The sequence below is a fragment of the Phenylobacterium sp. genome (assembly GCF_031425575.1).
Taxonomy (GTDB): Bacteria; Pseudomonadota; Alphaproteobacteria; order Caulobacterales; family Caulobacteraceae; genus Phenylobacterium.
In genome coordinates, this window is the sequence record NZ_JANPJP010000267.1 from 1 (window position 1) to 17,307 (window position 17,307).

Here is a 17,307-nt window from a genome sequence, read left to right on the forward strand (position 1 = left end):
CGCTGAGGCCAAGCTCAACGCCTATGTCAGCCTGACGCCTGACAACAAGGTCACCATCGTCTCCAAGAACCCGGAGATCGGCCAGGGCATCAAGACCTCCCTGCCGATGATCATCGCCGAGGAGTTCGACGTCGACTGGGCGTCGGTGACCACCAAGCAGGCTGACGGCGATCCCGCCACCTATGGCCGCCAGTTCGCCGGCGGCAGCATGGCCACCCCCCTGCACTGGGACGAGCTGCGCCGGGTCGGCGCCGCGGGCCGGGCCATGATCGTGGCCGCCGCAGCCCAGACCTGGAACGTGCCGGCCGCCGAATGCACCACGGCCCTCGGCGTCGTCTATCACAAAGCCTCGGGCAAGAAGGCGACCTATGGGTCGCTCGCCGCCAAGGCCGCGACCCTGCCGGCTCCGGACCTGAAGACCGTGCCGCTGAAGGACGCCAAGGACTACAAGATCCTCGGCCGGTTCATGCCGCAGGTGGACTCGGCCGGCCTGGTGAGCGGCAAGCCGCTGTTCGGGATCGATGTGGTGGTTCCCGGCATGCTCTACGCCACCTTCGACAAGGCGCCGGTGTTCGGCGCCAAGGTGGCCAGCGCCGACCTGGCCGCCGCCAAGGCGGTGAAAGGCGTGCGTCACGCCTTCATCGTCGAGGGCGGAACCGAGCTCAGCGGCCTGCTGCCCGGCGTGGCGGTGGTGGCCGACAGCTGGTGGCAGGCCCGCAAGGCCCGCGAGAAGCTGAACATTCAGTGGGCGGAGCATCCCACCTCCAAGCAGTCCACAGCCGACTACGACGCCCAGGCGCTCGCGCTCTCCAAGGCCGCGCCCCTGCGCACCGAGCGCAATGACGGCGATGTGGCGGCCGGGATGAAGGCGGCGAGCAAGACGGTGGAGGCGGCCTATTCCTACCCCTTCATCGCCCACGCCGCCCTGGAGCCGATGAACTGCACGGCCGCGTTCAAGGACGGCAAGCTGGAGATCTGGGCGCCGACCCAGAACCCGGAGCCGGGCCGCCAGCTGGTGGCCAAGACGCTGGGCGTCGACCCCAGCGCCATCAGCCTGCACATGACCCGCTGCGGCGGCGGCTTCGGTCGCCGGCTGGCCAATGACTACATGGTCGAAGCAGCCTGGATCGCCAAGCAGGCCGGCGCGCCGGTCAAGCTGGTGTGGAGCCGCGAGGACGACCTGCGGCACGACTTCTACCGTCCGGGGGGCTATCACTTCCTGTCGGGCGGCGTCGATGCGAGCGGGGCGGTCACCGCTTGGCGCGACCACTTCGTAAGCTTCGGGAACGACGGCAAGTTCGCCTCAAGCGCCGGTATGTCGCAGAACGAGTTCCCGGCCCGCTTCGTGCCCAACTTCCGCTACGACCTGTCGCTGATCCCCACCGGGGTGCCGACCGGTCCCCTGCGGGCGCCGGGCAGCAATGCGCTGTCCTTCGTCATGCAGTCCTTCATCGACGAGCTGGCCCATGCGGCCGGCGCCGACCCGGTGGCCTTCCGCCTGAAGCTGCTGGGAGACGGGGCCATGGTGGGGACGCCGGGCCAGAGCGGCTACGCCGCCGACCGTATGCGCGGCGTGGTCAAGCTGGCTGCCGAGAAGGCCGGCTGGGGGAAGACCAAGCTGCCCAAGGGTACGGGGATGGGCATCGCCTTCCACTTCAGCCACATGGGCTATTTCGCCGAGGTGGTGCAGGCCACGGTCGCGGCCGATGGCGCGGTGAAGGTGGACAAGGTGTGGGTGGCCGCAGATGTGGGCCGCCAGATCATCAATCCGGCGGGCGGGATCAACCAGGTGCAGGGCTCGGTGCTCGACGGCCTGTCAGCGGCGCTCGGCCAGCTGATCACCATCGAGAACGGCGCGGCGGTGCAGGGCAACTTCGGCGACTATCCGCTGATGCGGATCGCTGACGCCCCGCCGGTGGAGGTGCACTTCCTGATCACCGACAATCCCCCGACCGGCCTGGGCGAACCGGCCCTGCCGCCCGCGCCGCCGGCCCTGTGCAACGCCATCTTCGCGGCGACCGGCAAGCGGATCCGCAGCCTGCCGATCAATACCGAGGCGTTGAAGAGCGTTTGATCCCTTGGCGGCCCTGGCGTCTTTCGCCGGGGCCGCGGGTCGCGCTAGGGTAGGGACAGAAGACGCGGTGACAGCCCGCGCGTAGCGGGTGGAGACATGACGGATACTCTTGAGCCGGCGGCGAAGATGACCCGTGGTCCGACGCGCCGGTTCGAACAGCGCAAGACCGCCATTGTCGCCTCCGCCGTCGAGGTGCTGAACCGCAAGGGCGTGCGCGGCATGACGCTGGGCGAGGTGGCGGCCAGCCTGAACCTCGTGCCCACCGGGGTGATCTACTACTTCAAGAACAAGGAAGATCTGGCGGCCGCCTGCTTCCTGAAGGGCGTCGAGGGCTTCAGCCAGTTCCTGGTCGCCGGGGAGGCCGGGACCAATGTGCGGGATCGCCTGACCCGGTTCTTCGACGCCTATCTCGACTATCACCGTCGCATGGCCTTGGCGGAGGTCGAGCCGCTCACGACCTTCAACGACGTCCGCGCCCTGAACTCGGCGCCGGTCAATGCGGCCTATGTGGCGATGTTCCGGCGCGCGCGGGGCCTTCTGGACGGGCCGGAAACCGCCAGCCTCACCCGCCTGGAGCAGAACGCGCGCACCCACATGCTGCTGTCGGAGATCTTCTGGGCGCCGGTCTGGCTGCACCGGCACGATCCCGAGGATTATGGGCGGGTCACGCAGCGCCTGCTGTCGATCACCGCCGACGGCCTGGCCTCGCCCGGCGCCGTCTGGGATCCCAGGCCGCTGCCGGGGCTGATTCCCGAGCCGCCGGAGGGCGGGGAGATCTCCAGCGAGCTGTTCCTGCGGGCGGCGACGGAGCTGATCAACGCGGAGGGCTATCTCGGCGCCTCGGTTGAGAAGATCTCGGCCCGGCTCAATGTCACCAAGGGCGCCTTCTACCATCACAACGAGACCAAGGATGAACTGGTGGTGGCCTGTTTCGAGCGCACCATCGAGGTGATGCGCCGGGCCATCCGCCAGGCCGAGGCGGTCACCACCGACGGCCTGCAGACCCTGGCCACCGTGGCCACGGCGCTGGTGGAGTACCAGATGTCGGGCAATGCGCCCCTGCTTCGGACCTCGGCCCTGACCTCGGCGCCGGAGTCCATCCAGCCCAAGCTGGTGGCCAAGTTCGACCGCATCTCCGACCGCTTCGCCTCGCTGATCAGCGACGGGATCGCCGACGGCTCCATTCGGCCCATCGACGCCAATATCGGCGCCCAGGTGATCACCGCGGCGATAAACGCGGCCGCCGCGCTGCGGCACTGGGCGGTGGCGGTGACGCCGGGCCGGGCGGTGAACCTCTATGTGCGGCCGCTATTCGAGGGGCTGCTGTCGCCGCCGGTGCGCTGAAACCAAGACCAATGAGACGGCCGAGAGCCTTTTAGGATCAGATGGAATCATCTGATCCGTTCAAAAAGGCTCTCAAACATAAAGTTAGAGCGCGCCGGACGGGTTAACCGGGGTCCATTTAACCCTGGCGCGCTCTGGCGGCCGCGAGAGGGTAGGGGACGTGAAGAAGCTTCTGATCGCCAACCGCGGCGAGATCGCCGTGCGTATCGCCCGCACCGCCGCCGAGATGGGGATCGGCACGGTGGCGATCTTCGCCGAGGATGACGCCTCATCCCTCCATACCCGCAAGGCCGACCAGGCGGTGGGGCTGAAGGGCTCGGGGCCCGCGGCCTATCTCGACGGCGCCCAGATCCTGCAGATCGCCAAGCAGGTGGGCGCCGACGCCGTCCATCCGGGCTACGGCTTCCTTAGCGAGAACGCCGCCTTCGCGCGGGCCTGCGCCAAGGCGGCAGTGACCTTCGTCGGGCCGAGCCCCGAGACCCTGGACCTGTTCGGCGACAAGGGGCAGGCCCGGGACCTGGCCGCCCGTTGCAACGTGCCGATCCTGCCGGGGACGGAGGGGGCCACGACCCTGGAGCAGGCCAAGTCCTTCCTGGCCAGCTTGGGCGCGGGGGGCGCCGTGATGGTCAAGGCGGTCTCCGGCGGCGGTGGCCGGGGCATGCGTCCGGCCCGGTCGGCGGACGAGCTGGAGCAGGCCTTCGAGCGCTGCGCCTCCGAGGCCCTGTCGGCCTTCGGCGACGGCTCGCTCTATGTCGAGCAGTTCCTGGCCCGGGCCCGGCATATCGAGGTGCAGATCCTCGGCGACGGGACCAACGTCTCCCACCTGTGGGACCGCGAGTGCAGCCTGCAGCGCCAGCGCCAGAAGGTGGTGGAGATCGCGCCGGCCTCGACCCTGCCCATGGCGATCCGCGAGCAGCTGTTCGAGGCCGCCGTCGCGCTGGGTCAGGCCGCCCATTATCGCAGCCTGGGGACCGTGGAGTTCCTGGTGGAGCCGGGCGGGCGCCTGGCGTTCATCGAGGCCAATCCGCGCCTGCAGGTGGAGCATACCGTCACCGAGGAGGTGCTGGGCCTGGACCTGGTGCGCCTGCAGATCGAGGTGGCGCGGGGCAGGTCCCTGGCGGACCTCAACCTCACCCAGGATGAGGTCCCGGCGCCGCGCGGCGTGGCGGTGCAGGCCCGCGTGAACCTGGAGACCATGAGCGCCGATGGTTCGGCGCGGCCGGCGGGCGGCCTGCTCTCGGCCTTCGAGCCGCCGTCAGGGCCGGGGGTTCGGGTCGACGGCTTCGGCTATGCCGGCTACCGCACCAGCGCCCGCTACGACTCCCTGCTGGCCAAGCTGATTGTCCACGCGGGCTCCGGCGGCCTGCCCGTCGCCGTCGCCAAGGCCCACCGGGCGCTGTCGGAATTCAAGATCGCGGGCGCCCCCACCAATATCGGCTTCCTGCAAAGCCTGCTGGCCCATCCGGCGGTGGTGGCGGGCGAGGTCCATACGCGCTTCATCGAGGAGACCATGGGCGAACTGACCGCCACGGCCGACGCCCCCAAGCTGTACTTTGAGTCCCCCGCGGCCGGCGGTGTCACCAAGCGCGCGGGGGTGCAGATCGACGCGGTCGATCCCCTGGCGGTCCTGGCGCTGGGCAAGGCCGAGCGGGTCACGGCCGATCCCGAAGAGGATGAGGCCGAGGGGCCGGAGGGGACCAGGCCCCTGCGCGCGCCGCTGCAGGGCACGGTCATCGCGCTGTCCGTCGCGATCGGCGAGACGGTTCGCGAGGGCCAGGCGCTGTTCATCATGGAAGCCATGAAGATGGAGCATGTGGTCTCCGCCGCCTTCTCCGGCGTGGTGCGCGAGATCACCGTGGGCCAGGGCGACACCGTCTTCGAGGACCACCCTCTGGCGTTCCTCGAGGAGGTCGAAGTGGAAGGCGGGACCGGCGAGGCCGAGGAGGTGATCGATCTCGACGTCATCCGCCCCGACCTGGCCGAGGTGCTGGAGCGCCACCGCCTGACCCTGGACGCCGCCCGGCCCGAGGCGGTGGCCCGGCGGCGGAAAACCCGGCAGCGGACCACGCGGGAGAACGTGGACGACCTCTACGATCCCGGCACCTTCACGGAATACGGCGCCCTGACCATCGCGGCGCGCAGGCGGCGCAACACCCTCGACGAACTGATCGCCACCACCCCGGCCGACGGCATGGTCATGGGCCTGGGCCAGGTGAACGGCGACCGGTTTGCCGAGGACAGGGCCCGGGTCGCGGTCATGGCCTATGACTACACGGTGCTCGCGGGCACCCAGGGCGCGCACAACCACGAGAAGCTGGACCGGATGAGCGAGATCGCTCTGCGCTGGCGGGTCCCCACGGTGTTCTTCACCGAGGGCGGGGGCGGCCGGCCCGGCGACACAGAGGGTGGCGGCTTCACGAGGGGCTTTGAGTTCTGGGGGCGGCTGTCGGGGGCGGTGCCTCTGGTGGGGATCAATTCGGGCCGCTGCTTCGCGGGCAACGCCGCCATCCTTGGCTGCTGCGACGTGATCATCGCCACCAAGGACTCGGCTCTGGGCATGGGCGGTCCCGCCATGGTGGAGGGCGGCGGCCTGGGCGTCTTCCGCCCCGAGGAGATCGGCCCGCTGAAGGTCATGCAGGCCAACGGCACCATCGACGTCCTGGCCGAAGACGAGGCCGACGCCGTGCGCCTGGCCAAGCAGTACATCTCCTATTTCCAGGGTCCCGTGGCGGACTGGACCTGCGCCGATCAGCGGCTGCTGCGCCGGTCGATCCCGGAGAACCGGCTGCGGGTCTATGACGTGCGCAAGGTGATCGAGCTGATCGCCGACGAGGGCTCGGTGCTGGAGCTGCGGCCCAGGTTCGGCCTGGCCATGATCACCGCGCTTGTTCGGATCGAGGGACGACCGGTCGGCGTGTTCGCCAACAATCCGCACCATATCGGCGGCGCCATCGACGCCGACGCCTCCGACAAGGCCGCCCGCTTCATGCAGCTGTGCGAGGCCTTCGACATCCCGCTGCTGTCGCTGTCGGACACGCCCGGCAACATGGTGGGACCGGAGGCGGAGAAGACCGGCCTGATCCGCCACTGCTCGCGGCTGTTTGTGATTGGGGCGAACCTGACGGTGCCGATCTTCTCGGTGATCCTGCGCAAGAGCTATGGCCTGGGCGCCATCGCCATGACCGGGGGCAGCTATCAGGCCGCCATGTTCTGCGTCGCCTGGCCGACGGGCGAGTTCGGCGGCATGGGGCTGGAGGGCTCGGTCAAGCTGGGCTACCGCAACGAGCTGGCGGCCATCGCCGACCCGGTGGAACGCAAGAAGAGTTTCGACGAGCGGGTGGCCCGGGCCTATGCGGCGGGCAAGGCCCTGGCGCGGGGGGCCGGCACGGACCTGGACGACGTCATCGACCCGGCCGACACCCGCCGCTGGGTTGTGGCTGGGCTGAAGTCCCTGCCTCCGGTCCCCGTGCGCACGGAAAAGAAGCTGCGCTGGATCGACTCCTGGTAGGCGCGGTCTTTCCTTGACCCAGCCCAAACTGGGTACAACAGTGTTCACCTAACGCTGTTTCCTCGGGGGTGGGCGCGTGGGCCGATCACGATCACGCATGGCCGGCCTCGGTCGCCTGGCGATCAGCCTGGTGGCGGCCGTCGCCCTGCTCGCCGCCAACGCCCAACAGGCCCGAGCCAGCATCGGCAGCTGCCTGACCGCCTATACCGGCGCGGATTTCTTCCAACTGGTGGGCACTTTCGCCGACCCCGAACTGTCGCAGTGCGCCGCCGAGATTCAGGTGGGGCCCGACATCATAATGGCCGCGGCAACCGCCGGCATGGTGGCCCTGGCCTTCGACGGCGCCTTCACCGACACCGCCCAGTGCAAGGCGCTGGTGCAGACCACCATCGGCGGGTTCATCGCCAAGCTGCTGCTCGCCGCCACCCCGGTGGCCGACTTCCTGAAGTCCAGTTTCCCGGGGGCCTTCAACGCCCTGGTGGATATGGCCTCGGGTCAGGCGGTGGGCGCGCTGGGCGCCGTCCCCGGTCTCGGCTTCATACTGCACAAGGTCGACTGCGGCTGCCAGTTCGCCGGCGCGGGCCTAGCGTCCAAGAAGGCGCTGGAGGACTACTACAGCAGCGTGAAGGGCTGCGGCCAGTTCTTCGCCGACGTCGGCGACGCCCTGTTGGGGGTGTTCCAGAGCGGGCCTGAGGCGGCCGCCGAGTTCTTCAATGGTTCGAACTACGGCCTGACCCCAGGGGTGCAGGAGGAGCAGGTGAGCTATGTCGTCGCCTGCGCGCCCGGTCTTAACACCGCCTGCGAGGTCTGTTGGGGCGGCTCCGCCAAGTTGGAGAAGGTCGGTGACAAGCTGGCCTGCAAGTGTCCCTCCAGCAACCAGGGCTACACAAACTCCAACGACAGCGGCTGCCAGGTCTGCCCGGCCGGAACGGTGCAGGGGCCCGACGGCCAGTGCGGCGGCTGCCCCAAGGGCCAGGCCTATCAAGGCGGCGCCTGCGTGGCGGCCTGTCCCACCGGTCAGATCCTGGGCGCCAACGGACAGTGCGGCGGTTGCCCGGCCGGCGCCCACGCCAGCTATGCCGAGTTCAAGTTCGTGCAGGAGGGCAATTACTCGGTGGTGGCGCCGGTCAACAGCCTGGGCGCCTGCGTGGTCTGTCCGAGCGGAAGCGTCTTCTCGGAGAGCCAGAACAAGTGCGTGGCCGGCTGCCCGGCCTGGCAACAGAATGTCGGCGGGTCGTGCGTCAACCGCTGCAAGGCCAATGAAAAGTTCATTCCCGGTAGCAGCGGCGCGATCTCGTCGGGCGGCGTGGTGATCCCGGGCCTGGGGACCAAGGCCACCTGCACCCCCTGCCCGAGTGGGACCCAGCTCGATAGCGCCACCAATATCTGCGTGAAGGGCGGAGGCCCCGCGCCGCCCACCGCGCCCAAGTGCCCGTCCTGGCAGACCTGGAACGGTCAGGCCTGCGCCAATATCTGCGGCCCCAATCTTGTCCACACGCCCGGCGTGTTCACCATGGGCGCCAACGGCACGGGCAAGATCACCAAGCCGGAATCCTGCGAACCCTGCGCGCCGGGCAGCCAGTTCAACAACAAGACCAACGGCTGCATGAGCTGTCCCTCCGGCGCGGCCTGGACCCCCTTCGGCGACGGTAGCGGCGGCGCCTGCAAGTGCCCGTCGGGCAGCGTCCAGCAGGGCGGCATGTGCGTCTCGACCGCGCCCCTGGGCCAGCCGAAGGGTGGCTCCACCGGCGGGGCGCCCCCCGTGCTGATCCCCGGGCCGGGGGGCTTCCCCCAGCGCGGCGTGGCGTCCTGCCCCCCTGGGACGGTGCGCAGTCCACAAGGCGCCTGCATCCCCTTCCGGATGAGCCCGGCCCAGCCGAACGGCGGCGGGGCTTCGCCGCCTGTCTTCACCCCCGGCCGTGACTTCCAGCCGTCGCGAGCCGCGCCCTGCCCGGCCGGAACCACCCGCAACGCCCAGGGCGCCTGCATCGCCCTTCGCGCAGTCCCGGTCCAGCCCAGCGGCGGCGGGACAGCGCCCCCGAACCTGCGCCTGCCGTCGGGCGCCCTGATGCGGGCCGTGGACTGTTCGGCGCGAGGGGCCAACTACATCAGGAGCCCTCAGGCGCCTGGCGGATGCGCGGCCTGTCCCGATGGGCTGGTGGCCAACGCCGCGCGCGACAACTGCGTCGCCCCCGCGATGTTCAACGGCATGATCCAGCGCGTCGCGCCGGTCAGGCGGGGCCCATGAGGAGGCCAGAGATGATCCTGAAGACCGCCCTCGGCGTCCTGGCCATGGCCGCGACTCTCGGCGCCTCGCAGCCTGCGGACGCCCAGCAGGTCCGGCGTGCGGCGCCGGAGCCCGGACAGCGGGTGATCGTGATGGGGGACCCCTGCAAGCGGCGGACCGACAACCGCGCCGCCGTCAACCGGCGCGACGCCTGTGGCCGCTGGTACTGCGGGCGCAAGGACGTGCCGGAGATCGCCCAGGTGGATCCCGGCTTCGCCCAGCGGATGGGCTGCACCTGGACGGTGCAGGCCGACAAGAGCTGCATCTGCAAGCGGGCCTCCTTCCGTGTCGTGCCCCCCAAGCGCGCGAACATGTCCTACAGGCCGGGCTAAGGGCTCCCCCAGCTTGACCGCGCGCGCCGTCCGAATGACTGTGCGACGAGGCTGGAAAGGGGCTGACACATGTATCGATCCACGCTCCTGAGCGTCGCCCTGCTGCTGGCGGGCCCGCCCGCTCTGGCCCAATCCTCGACGCCGCCACCCGCCGTGGCGGCCGGCCCCGCACCCGCCGTGCCCTGGTGCCCGCCCGGCCAGGCCAAGACCGCGGCCGGCAAGTGCGTGGCGCCCGGGGCGGTCACCCCTGCCGGGAAGGCGCCCGGCGAGACGCCGACGGTCTATCAGACGGTGGGCGCCGTTCGCACCGCCATTGCGGGCCCTGGAGCCGCGTCCGCCCAACCGCCCGTCGCCGCCAAGCCCCTCGCCGCCGCACCGGTTCCCGCCGCCAAGCGGTCTGCGACGGCCTATGCCAAACCACCGGCGCCGACCCCGCCGGTCGCCGCGATCCCCGCCGCCAGGCCGCCTCGCTTCGACATCGCGGTGGGCGAGCCCAATGGGGACTGCACCACCCGGGCGCCGAATCTTATCCACGACAGCCGCTCGCCCGGCGGCTGCGCGCCATGTCCGCGCGGCCGTGTTCCTAACCTGGCGCGGCAGGCCTGCGTCATTCCCATTCCCCGCCGCTACTGATCGAGACCCGCCATGCGCACCCTGCTGATCACCGCGACCCTGCTGACCCTGGCCTGCGCCACGCCGGTCCTGGCCCAGTCCTACGCCCACGCGACCTCGCAATATGACGACCGACAGGGCGGCCGCTACGACGAGCGTCAGGACAGTCGTTATGACGACCGTCAGGGCCCGGGCTACGATCGGCGCGGCCAGGCCTATGATGGGCGCGGTGCGGCGCCCGGTGGCCGCTATGGCTATCAGGACAATGGGCAGGGCGCCTATGGCGACCAGGGGGCTTATCCGCAGCACCGCCACCGGTCGGCGGCCCGCCGCCACCATCGCCGCGCCAAGGCCGCCGCCGTCAGCCGCTACACGGCGTCCGGCCGGCCGGTCTACTACAACGACGGCATGATCCGCACCGGCCGCGACTACCCGCCCGGGACCGTGGGGCTGAACGGCTACTAGCTAGTGCGGAATATAGGTCCGCAGTACGTCCTCGATGATCCGCTCCAGCTGACCCAGGGTGTTGCAGGGCTTGGCCACGTGGCAGAAGCGTTCGTAGCGGTGCATGACGCTGTCGCCCTGGCCCCAGTAGCTTTCGGGCTCAGGGTTCAGCCAGATCATCGCCCGGCAGCGCTTCTGGATCGTGGCGAACAGGTCGATGCGCGGGTCGGCGTAGTTTGACCGGGCGTCGCCCAGGAAGATCACCGTAGTGTGGCGGTCGATCTGGTCCAGGTGCAGGTCGCAGAAGTCTTCCAGGCTCTTGCCGTAGTCGGTCTGCTGGAAGCCGATCTTCTTCAGCACCTCGAGGATAGCGGTCTCGACCTTGTTGTCGTCCATCAGGTCGTTGACGCTGATCATCCGGCCGGAGAAGGCGAAGGCGTCCATGCGGTCCACCACCTCATTGAGGCTGTAGAGGAAGGTCAGCAGGAACTGGGCGGCGGCGGCGACGGACTTGGAGACGTCGCAGATGGCCACGATGTTCGGCTTCTCGACCTTCTTGGTCTTCCAGATGATGTCGAAGGGCATGCCGCCATAGGCCATGGACTTGCGCAGGGTGCGCCGCACATCCAGGTGGCCGAGCTGGGCCTTGCTGCGCCGGCGCGAATAGCGGTCGGCCAGACGCTTGGCCATTTTCTTGACCAGGGCCTGCATCATCACCAGGTCGGCGGGATCGATGCCGCCCTCGGCGTTCAGGGCCTTGCGGGCCAGCAGCTCCTCGCGGAGGTTCTTGCCGCTTTCGGCGGCATAGAGCTCGTGCTGGCGGTCGACGAAGCGCTGGGCCTCTTCGGTGAGCGCCCTCTTGCCCGACTCCAGCCGGGCCACCAGGGCTTGGCTGCGGGCGTCCTCCAGCTTCTTGGCCGCGGCGATGATCTGCTCGATCTCCGACAGGCCCATCTCCTCCAGCATCCGCCGGGTCAGGCGGCTGCGCTGGGTGGACAAACGGATCGACGAGACCTGGGCCCGCTCGGCGGCCGCCTCCATGGCCTGGGCCAGGGCCGAGACGTCGCCGTTCAGCAGCATCTGGGCCAGCTCGGAGGCCTCGACCTCGGGCGGCATGCCCTCGGGCTCGCCGCCTTCACCAGGTGGCGGGGGCGGTTCGAGCTGGAAAGTCTCGCGGGCGAAGAAGGTCTCGAAGGTCTCGTCGAACCGGGTGACCTCGGCGGCGGTCTTGGCGAGCGTCGCGCACAGGGCGTCCTTGAACAGCTCGCGGTCGGCGAAGCCCACCGTGGCCACCGTCAGGTGCGCGTCGATCGCCTCGACGGGCGAGACCTTGACGTCCGCGGCCCGCAGGGCCCGGAGGAAGTCTTCCATCGCGCCTTGCATGGCGGGACCCTCAGGCCAGGGGCCGGCGGATCAGCTCGACGATCTGCGGCTCCACGGCGGCGATGTCCTGCTCGAACTTGAGCAGCACGTTGAGACTGTCACGCACGACCTCGCCGTCCAGGCTCTCGGCGTTGAGCAGGATGAGCGCGCGGGCCCAGTCCACGGTCTCGGAAATCGAGGGCGACTTGCGCAGGTCCAGCGTGCGCAGGGACTGCACGAAGCTCACCAGCTCATGGGTCAGCTTGGCCTCGATGCCGGGCACGCGGCTGGCGACGATCTTCCGCTCCAGGGCGGCGTCGGGCAGGGGGATGTGCAGGTGCAGGCAGCGGCGCTTCAGGGCGTCGCCCAGGTCGCGCACATTGTTGGAGGTCAGGAAGACGATCGGCGGGGTCTTGGCCTTCAGGACGCCAAGCTCGGGGATCGAGACCTGATAGGCCGACAGCACCTCCAGCAGGAAGGCCTCGAAGGCCTCGTCGGACTTGTCGATCTCGTCGATCAGCAGGACGCAGCCGTCGTCTTCCCGCAGCGCCTTCATCAGGGGGCGCGGCTCCAGGAAGGGTTCCGAGAAGAACAGGTCGCCGATGCCGTGCAGGCGATCCATGGCCTCGTCCATGCTGCCGCCGGCCTCGGCCAGCTGGGCTCCCATGCGGTCCTTGAGGATCTGGGTGTAAAGCAGCTGCTTGCCGTACTTCCACTCGTACAGGGCCTTGGACTCGTCCAGGCCCTCATAGCACTGCATGCGGATCAGCGGCAGGCCGAGGAGGGCGGCGGTGGACAGCGCCAGTTCGGTCTTGCCGACCCCGGCGGAGCCTTCCACCAGGATGGGCTTCTGCAGATGCACGGCCATGTAGAGGGCGGTGGCGATGCGACGCGAGGCGATGTAGCCGACGCCGGCCAGGCCCTCGATCAGGGCGTCCACCGAAGCCATGGGGCTGCTGGCGGCGGCCGAATATGCCGCCGGAGCTGAAAGGGTCAAAGTCGTAGCTTTCAAAAATGGCGCAAAGCACGCCGGAGAGAACGTCAATGGCGCCAGTGTGCCAAGCCGGGCGCCCCTTGTGCAACCCTTCGCGTGGCCGCGGGCGAGTCGAGCTGCGCTTTACCTCTGCTTCACACCCCTGAGTTTATGGCTAAGCCATGCGCCTACTCCCGGCCCTCCTCCTCGGGCTGCTGGTGGCAGGCCCGGCCTGGGCCGGCGACCTGGCGGTCAGCCTGAAGCCTCCGTCCGGCGAGCCGGTGACGGACGCCTTTGGCGTGGCCGGGGGCCGCTGAGGTGGACCTCGTGCTGCGCCGCCTGGGGATGTTCAAGTTCCTGCGAACCAAGCTGACCCTGCTCTACGCGGCCTTGTTCGGCGTGACCCTGATCCTGATCTCGGTGGCGGTGTTCTCGGCGATCTCCAGCGCCGCGCAGCGCCAGGTGCGCGGCGAGCTGACGGCCTCGGGCACGGTGTTCGACCGGGTCTGGTCGCTGCGCTCGGAGCAGCTCCGCCAGGGCGCGGCCCTGCTCAGCCGCGATTTCGGCTTTCGCGAAGCGGTGGCGACGCGGGACCAGGCCACCATCGTCTCGGCCATGGAGAACCTGCGAGCCCGGCTGCGGATCGACCTGGCCTTCATCGTCGGCGTCGACGGACGGGTGACCGCCGCCGACACCAGCCGGCTCACCCCGCGCTCCGACGATCTGGTGGCGGCGATGTACGAGTCTGAGGCGCCCTCTGGCGTCTTCGTGCTGGACGGGGTCCCCTATCAGATGATCGCCGCGCCGGTGATGTCGCCCGACCTGATCGGCTGGATGGTGTTCGCCGCCCGCCTGGACCAGACCGAGATGTCGGCCCTGGAACGCCTAGCCGCCATTCCGCTGGACGCTAGCGTGGCGCACGACACCAAGGACGGCTGGGTCTCCAGTGAACCGATCAGCAAGGCCGACATGGCCAGGCTTGCGGCCTTCATCGAGCAGGCGATCGCGGCCAGGATCACCACCCCCCGCACGCTCCAGACCTCGACGGGCAAGGCGATCGCCCTGGTCAAACCCCTCCCGGTCCTGGCGGCCGGCGAGACCGCCAATCTGGTGCTGAGCTATCCCCTCGCGCGCGCCTTCAGCCCCTACCGTCCGCTCTTGGCGATCATCGCGGCGTCGGGTCTGCTTGGCCTGCTGCTGGTGATCTACGGCAGTTGGACCCTGGCCAAGAGCGTCACCCGACCCATCTCGGCGCTGGACGAGGGCGCACGTCGGCTGCAGCGGGGCGAGGACGCCCAGGTGCTGGTGGAGAGCTACGACGAGATCGGCCGCCTGGCGGAAAGCTTCAACATCATGGCCACCGAGATCCGTGAGCGCGAGCGCCGGATCACCCATCTGGCCCACCACGACGCCGAGACCGGTCTGCCCAACCGCCTATCCCTGGAGAAGGGGCTGGAGCTGATGCGCGTGCATGGGGACCAGCGACTGTTCGTCGCCGTCCTGGGGGTGGATCGCTTCGCCCACGTGCGGGGCGCCATTGGTTATGCGCCGGCCGCCCAGGTGATCCGCGAGGTCGGGGAGCGTTTGGCCAGCCTGCAGCCGCAGGGCACGGTGGCGCGGCTGTCCACCGACGTCCTGGCGCTCGCCTTCGAGGCGGCCAGCGAGACGGCGGCCGAGGCGCTGATGCTGCACCTGCTGGGCGACCTCGAGCAGCCCCTGCACATCGGCGGCGACGCCATCGACGTCGCCCTGACCGTAGGCCTGGCTCCGGTCAGTGCCGGCGACGGCCCCGGGGCGGCCATTGAGCGGGCGAATATCGGCTACGACCAGGCCCGGGCCAGCCGGCGCAAGATCGCCTTCTTTGACGCCGAGGCCTATGGCGATCCGTCCTCGAACCTCGCCCTGATGAGCGGCATGCTCTGGGCGATCCGCTCAGGCCACATCGAACTCTACCACCAGCCCAAGTTCGACGTTCGGGCGCGTACCGTGAACGCCGCCGAGGGCCTGGTGCGCTGGCGCCATCCGACGCGGGGCCTGCTGCGTCCCGACCTGTTCATCCCCATGGCCGAGGAGACCGGTCATATCCGCACCCTCACCGACTGGGTGCTGCGACAGGCGATCGAAGACCAGACCAAGCTGGCCCGGCATGGCCACGAGATGGAGATCTCCGTGAACATCTCCGGTCGCCTGCTTGGCGACCGCGACTTCGCCGACCTGGTGGATCGCATGGCGCCGACCGCGGTGGGCAAGCTCTGCTTTGAGATCACTGAGACCGCGGTCATCGAGAATCCGGACATCGCCTTTGAGGTGCTGGACCGCTTCCGGGACGCCGGCGTCTCGATCTCCATCGATGACTTCGGCACCGGCCTCTCGTCCCTCGCCTATCTGAAGCAGATCCGCGGCCAGGAGCTGAAGATCGACCGCTCGCTGATCAAGGACGTCACCGAGAGCCAGCGAGACGCTCTGATCGTGCGCTCCACCATCGACCTGGCCCACAGCCTGGGCCTGAAGGTCACCGCCGAGGGGGTGGAGAAGCCCGACGCCTTCCAGATGCTGGCGGCCATGGGCTGCGACGCCATCCAGGGCTACCTGATCGCCAAGCCTCAGCCGCTCAATGAGCTGCTGGTCTTCCTGCGAGACGACGAAGCGCGCAAGCGCGCCTACGGCTGAACTCGACCCTTCTAGTGGATCATGTTCGTCGCGCCGGGGGCGGGGCGCAGGTCGACCTTGACCTCCTGTCGCCCGCCGGCCGCGGGGACCGAGATAGTCTTCACGACCTGGTTCCGGGCGGTCTTTGCATAGGGCTGCCAGACGGTCATGGCGGCGTTTCCGGCCGGCGCGTTGCGGATCAGCGCCACCCCGTCCGCGCCGGTCTTGGCGGCGTAGGCGGTGTCCACCACCACCACATAGGCGATCATCTGGTCATGGATGTTGCAGCCCAGGGCCACGACGCCAGCCTTGTCGAACACCACGCCGCGGCTCTCGTCGCGGCCATAGAGCTTCAGCTCGAACTTCTTCGTGGGCGAAAAGGAATAGACGTGGTGGCGCACCTTGTCCTTGTTGGGGAAGGTCACGTTGCTGCCCACTGGTACGATCAGGACGAAGGGGTTGAAGGCGATATTCTGCTGGGCCACCGAATAGGGCCAGGTGAACTTGATGGGCGCCGCCGCCGCGCCGCCGCCCGCCGGCTTCAGGGTGACGACGGCGTCCTTCACCGGATGTCCAGCCGCGTTGCGGACCACGACCGAGAGGTCTCCGGCCGCGGCCTGGGAGGAGAGGGTCAGTGCGGCCAGGGCCGCCAGGATGATTGCGCGCATGCCCTGAGCATCGCCTGCTCCCATGGCCGCGCGGTTAACAGGATGGGTGAACCTTCCATCAACAGGTTTCAACCAAGATTTCCCGAAGGGATTAGGCAGACCCGCAGGGGCGCCGCCATCGGGGATCGGTTTGATGACAAGCAAAGCGCGGGCGGTCTTGCTCGCCCTGACCCTGGCGATGACAGGCGGTCTTGCCCAGGCCGCGGATCGCGAGACCAGCGGCAAGCTGCTGCTGACCGGCGGCGTCAGCAGCCTAGAGGGCGCGGGCGGCGGCGGTCTGGCGACCTGGGCTGTGATCACCGGCTATGAGACCGTGGACGAGGTGGGCGCCAACGCCCACGCCACCCTGGTCCAGCTGCCCGACTACCAGTTCCGCGCCGGCGGCGTGGCGGTCGGCTTCCGCGACCGGGTCGAGGTCTCCTATAGCCGCCAGTCCTTCGACACCGGGGACACCGGGGCCAAGCTCGGCCTGGGTCAGGGCTTCACCTTCAACCAGGACATTGTCGGCGCCAAGGTCCGCGTCCTTGGCGACGCCGTCTACGCCCAGGACAGCTGGGTCCCGCAGGTCGCGGTCGGCGTCCAGTGGAAGAAGAACGACAGGGAAGCCATCATCAAGGCGCTCGGCGGCAAGGATGACTCCGGCGTCGATTACTATGTGGCCGCCACCAGGGTGCTGCTGAACCACAGCCTGGTGCTGGACGGGACCTTGCGCGCCACAAAGGCAAACCAGACCGGCCTCCTGGGTTTCGGCGGAAACAAGAACGACGACTACGAGCTGCAGTTCGAGGGCTCAGCCGGCTACCTGGTCTCCAAGCGGCTGCTGATCGGGGCGGAATACCGCAGCAAGCCCGACAATCTGGCGGGGCTAAAGGAGGATGACTGGGTCGACATTTTCGCCGCCTACGCCTTCAACAAGAACCTTTCGGTCACTGCGGCCTATGCCGATCTCGGGACCATCGCCACCTTCAAGGACCAGCGCGGTCTGTATCTCTCCCTCCAGGCAGGCTTCTGATGTTGAACCTCCGCACCCTGATCTTCGCCGCGGCCCTGGGCG

Annotated in this window: 13 protein-coding genes; 10 read left to right on the forward strand and 3 right to left on the reverse strand. The window is 69.0% G+C overall.

Annotated elements, in window-relative coordinates; all coding sequences use genetic code 11:
• The 7 genes from RMO97_RS15350 to RMO97_RS15380 form a co-directional block, all read left to right on the forward strand.
• Positions 1-2,074 (forward strand): xanthine dehydrogenase family protein molybdopterin-binding subunit (locus RMO97_RS15350; protein WP_310541915.1); only part of this gene is annotated, 2,074 nt, incomplete at its 5' end.
• 96 nt (positions 2,075-2,170) lie between these two features.
• Positions 2,171-3,418 (forward strand): TetR/AcrR family transcriptional regulator, encoded by a 1,248-nt coding sequence (locus tag RMO97_RS15355; protein ID WP_310541916.1) that lies wholly within the window; start codon positions 2,171-2,173, stop codon positions 3,416-3,418.
• Between the two features lie 160 nt (positions 3,419-3,578).
• On the forward strand, positions 3,579-6,926 hold the full coding sequence (locus RMO97_RS15360) for a carboxyl transferase domain-containing protein (RefSeq protein WP_310541917.1): 3,348 nt from the start codon (positions 3,579-3,581) through the stop codon (positions 6,924-6,926).
• A gap of 97 nt (positions 6,927-7,023) precedes the next feature.
• Complete coding sequence (locus tag RMO97_RS15365) at positions 7,024-9,174, forward strand: hypothetical protein (RefSeq protein ID WP_310541918.1); 2,151 nt, start codon at positions 7,024-7,026, stop codon at positions 9,172-9,174.
• A gap of 11 nt (positions 9,175-9,185) precedes the next feature.
• Positions 9,186-9,545, forward strand: coding sequence for a hypothetical protein (locus tag RMO97_RS15370; protein ID WP_310541919.1), 360 nt, complete (start codon positions 9,186-9,188; stop codon positions 9,543-9,545).
• A 69-nt stretch (positions 9,546-9,614) separates the two neighbouring features.
• Positions 9,615-10,178, forward strand: a complete 564-nt coding sequence (locus RMO97_RS15375) for a hypothetical protein (protein ID WP_310541920.1) — start codon at positions 9,615-9,617, stop codon at positions 10,176-10,178.
• A 12-nt stretch (positions 10,179-10,190) separates the two neighbouring features.
• Positions 10,191-10,622, forward strand: coding sequence for a hypothetical protein (locus tag RMO97_RS15380; RefSeq protein ID WP_310541921.1), 432 nt, complete (start codon positions 10,191-10,193; stop codon positions 10,620-10,622).
• Here the strand turns inward: RMO97_RS15380 and RMO97_RS15385 are convergent, their stop codons facing one another.
• Positions 10,623-11,972 carry a VWA domain-containing protein gene (locus tag RMO97_RS15385; RefSeq protein WP_310541922.1) on the reverse strand — a complete coding sequence of 450 codons (1,350 nt, stop codon included), beginning with the start codon at positions 11,970-11,972 and terminating at the stop codon, positions 10,623-10,625.
• A gap of 22 nt (positions 11,973-11,994) precedes the next feature.
• Positions 11,995-12,960: a MoxR family ATPase gene (locus RMO97_RS15390; RefSeq protein ID WP_304781132.1), complete on the reverse strand. Its 966-nt coding sequence runs from the start codon at positions 12,958-12,960 to the stop codon at positions 11,995-11,997.
• Positions 12,961-13,118: 158 nt separating this feature from the next.
• Here RMO97_RS15390 and RMO97_RS15395 point away from each other — a divergent pair, with 158 nt between their 5' ends.
• Together RMO97_RS15395 and RMO97_RS15400 are read left to right on the forward strand one after the other, a co-directional pair.
• Positions 13,119-13,253, forward strand: a complete 135-nt coding sequence (locus RMO97_RS15395; protein ID WP_310541923.1) for a hypothetical protein — start codon at positions 13,119-13,121, stop codon at positions 13,251-13,253.
• 1 nt (position 13,254) lies between these two features.
• A complete protein-coding gene (locus tag RMO97_RS15400; RefSeq protein WP_310541924.1) occupies positions 13,255-15,606 on the forward strand; it encodes an EAL domain-containing protein in 2,352 nt (783 codons plus the stop codon).
• An 11-nt stretch (positions 15,607-15,617) separates the two neighbouring features.
• Here the strand turns inward: RMO97_RS15400 and RMO97_RS15405 are convergent, their stop codons facing one another.
• Complete coding sequence (locus RMO97_RS15405) at positions 15,618-16,253, reverse strand: methylamine utilization protein (RefSeq protein WP_310541925.1); 636 nt, start codon at positions 16,251-16,253, stop codon at positions 15,618-15,620.
• A gap of 133 nt (positions 16,254-16,386) precedes the next feature.
• Here RMO97_RS15405 and RMO97_RS15410 point away from each other — a divergent pair, with 133 nt between their 5' ends.
• On the forward strand, positions 16,387-17,265 hold the full coding sequence (locus tag RMO97_RS15410) for a DUF3034 family protein (protein WP_310541926.1): 879 nt from the start codon (positions 16,387-16,389) through the stop codon (positions 17,263-17,265).
• Positions 17,266-17,307: the final 42 nt, after the last annotated feature.

Bases quoted from the DNA above. Each gene is read 5' to 3' on its own strand.
- RMO97_RS15355 (WP_310541916.1), top strand. From the start codon at position 2,171: ATGACGGATACTCTTGAGCCGGCGGCGAAGATGACCCGTGGTCCGACG.
- RMO97_RS15365 (WP_310541918.1), top strand. From the start codon at position 7,024: ATGGCCGGCCTCGGTCGCCTGGCGATCAGCCTGGTGGCGGCCGTCGCC.
- RMO97_RS15370 (WP_310541919.1), top strand. From the start codon at position 9,186: ATGATCCTGAAGACCGCCCTCGGCGTCCTGGCCATGGCCGCGACTCTC.
- RMO97_RS15375 (WP_310541920.1), top strand. From the start codon at position 9,615: ATGTATCGATCCACGCTCCTGAGCGTCGCCCTGCTGCTGGCGGGCCCG.
- RMO97_RS15380 (WP_310541921.1), top strand. From the start codon at position 10,191: ATGCGCACCCTGCTGATCACCGCGACCCTGCTGACCCTGGCCTGCGCC.
- RMO97_RS15385 (WP_310541922.1), bottom strand. From the start codon at position 11,972: ATGGAAGACTTCCTCCGGGCCCTGCGGGCCGCGGACGTCAAGGTCTCG.
- RMO97_RS15395 (WP_310541923.1), top strand. From the start codon at position 13,119: ATGCGCCTACTCCCGGCCCTCCTCCTCGGGCTGCTGGTGGCAGGCCCG.
- RMO97_RS15405 (WP_310541925.1), bottom strand. From the start codon at position 16,253: ATGCGCGCAATCATCCTGGCGGCCCTGGCCGCACTGACCCTCTCCTCC.
- RMO97_RS15410 (WP_310541926.1), top strand. From the start codon at position 16,387: ATGACAAGCAAAGCGCGGGCGGTCTTGCTCGCCCTGACCCTGGCGATG.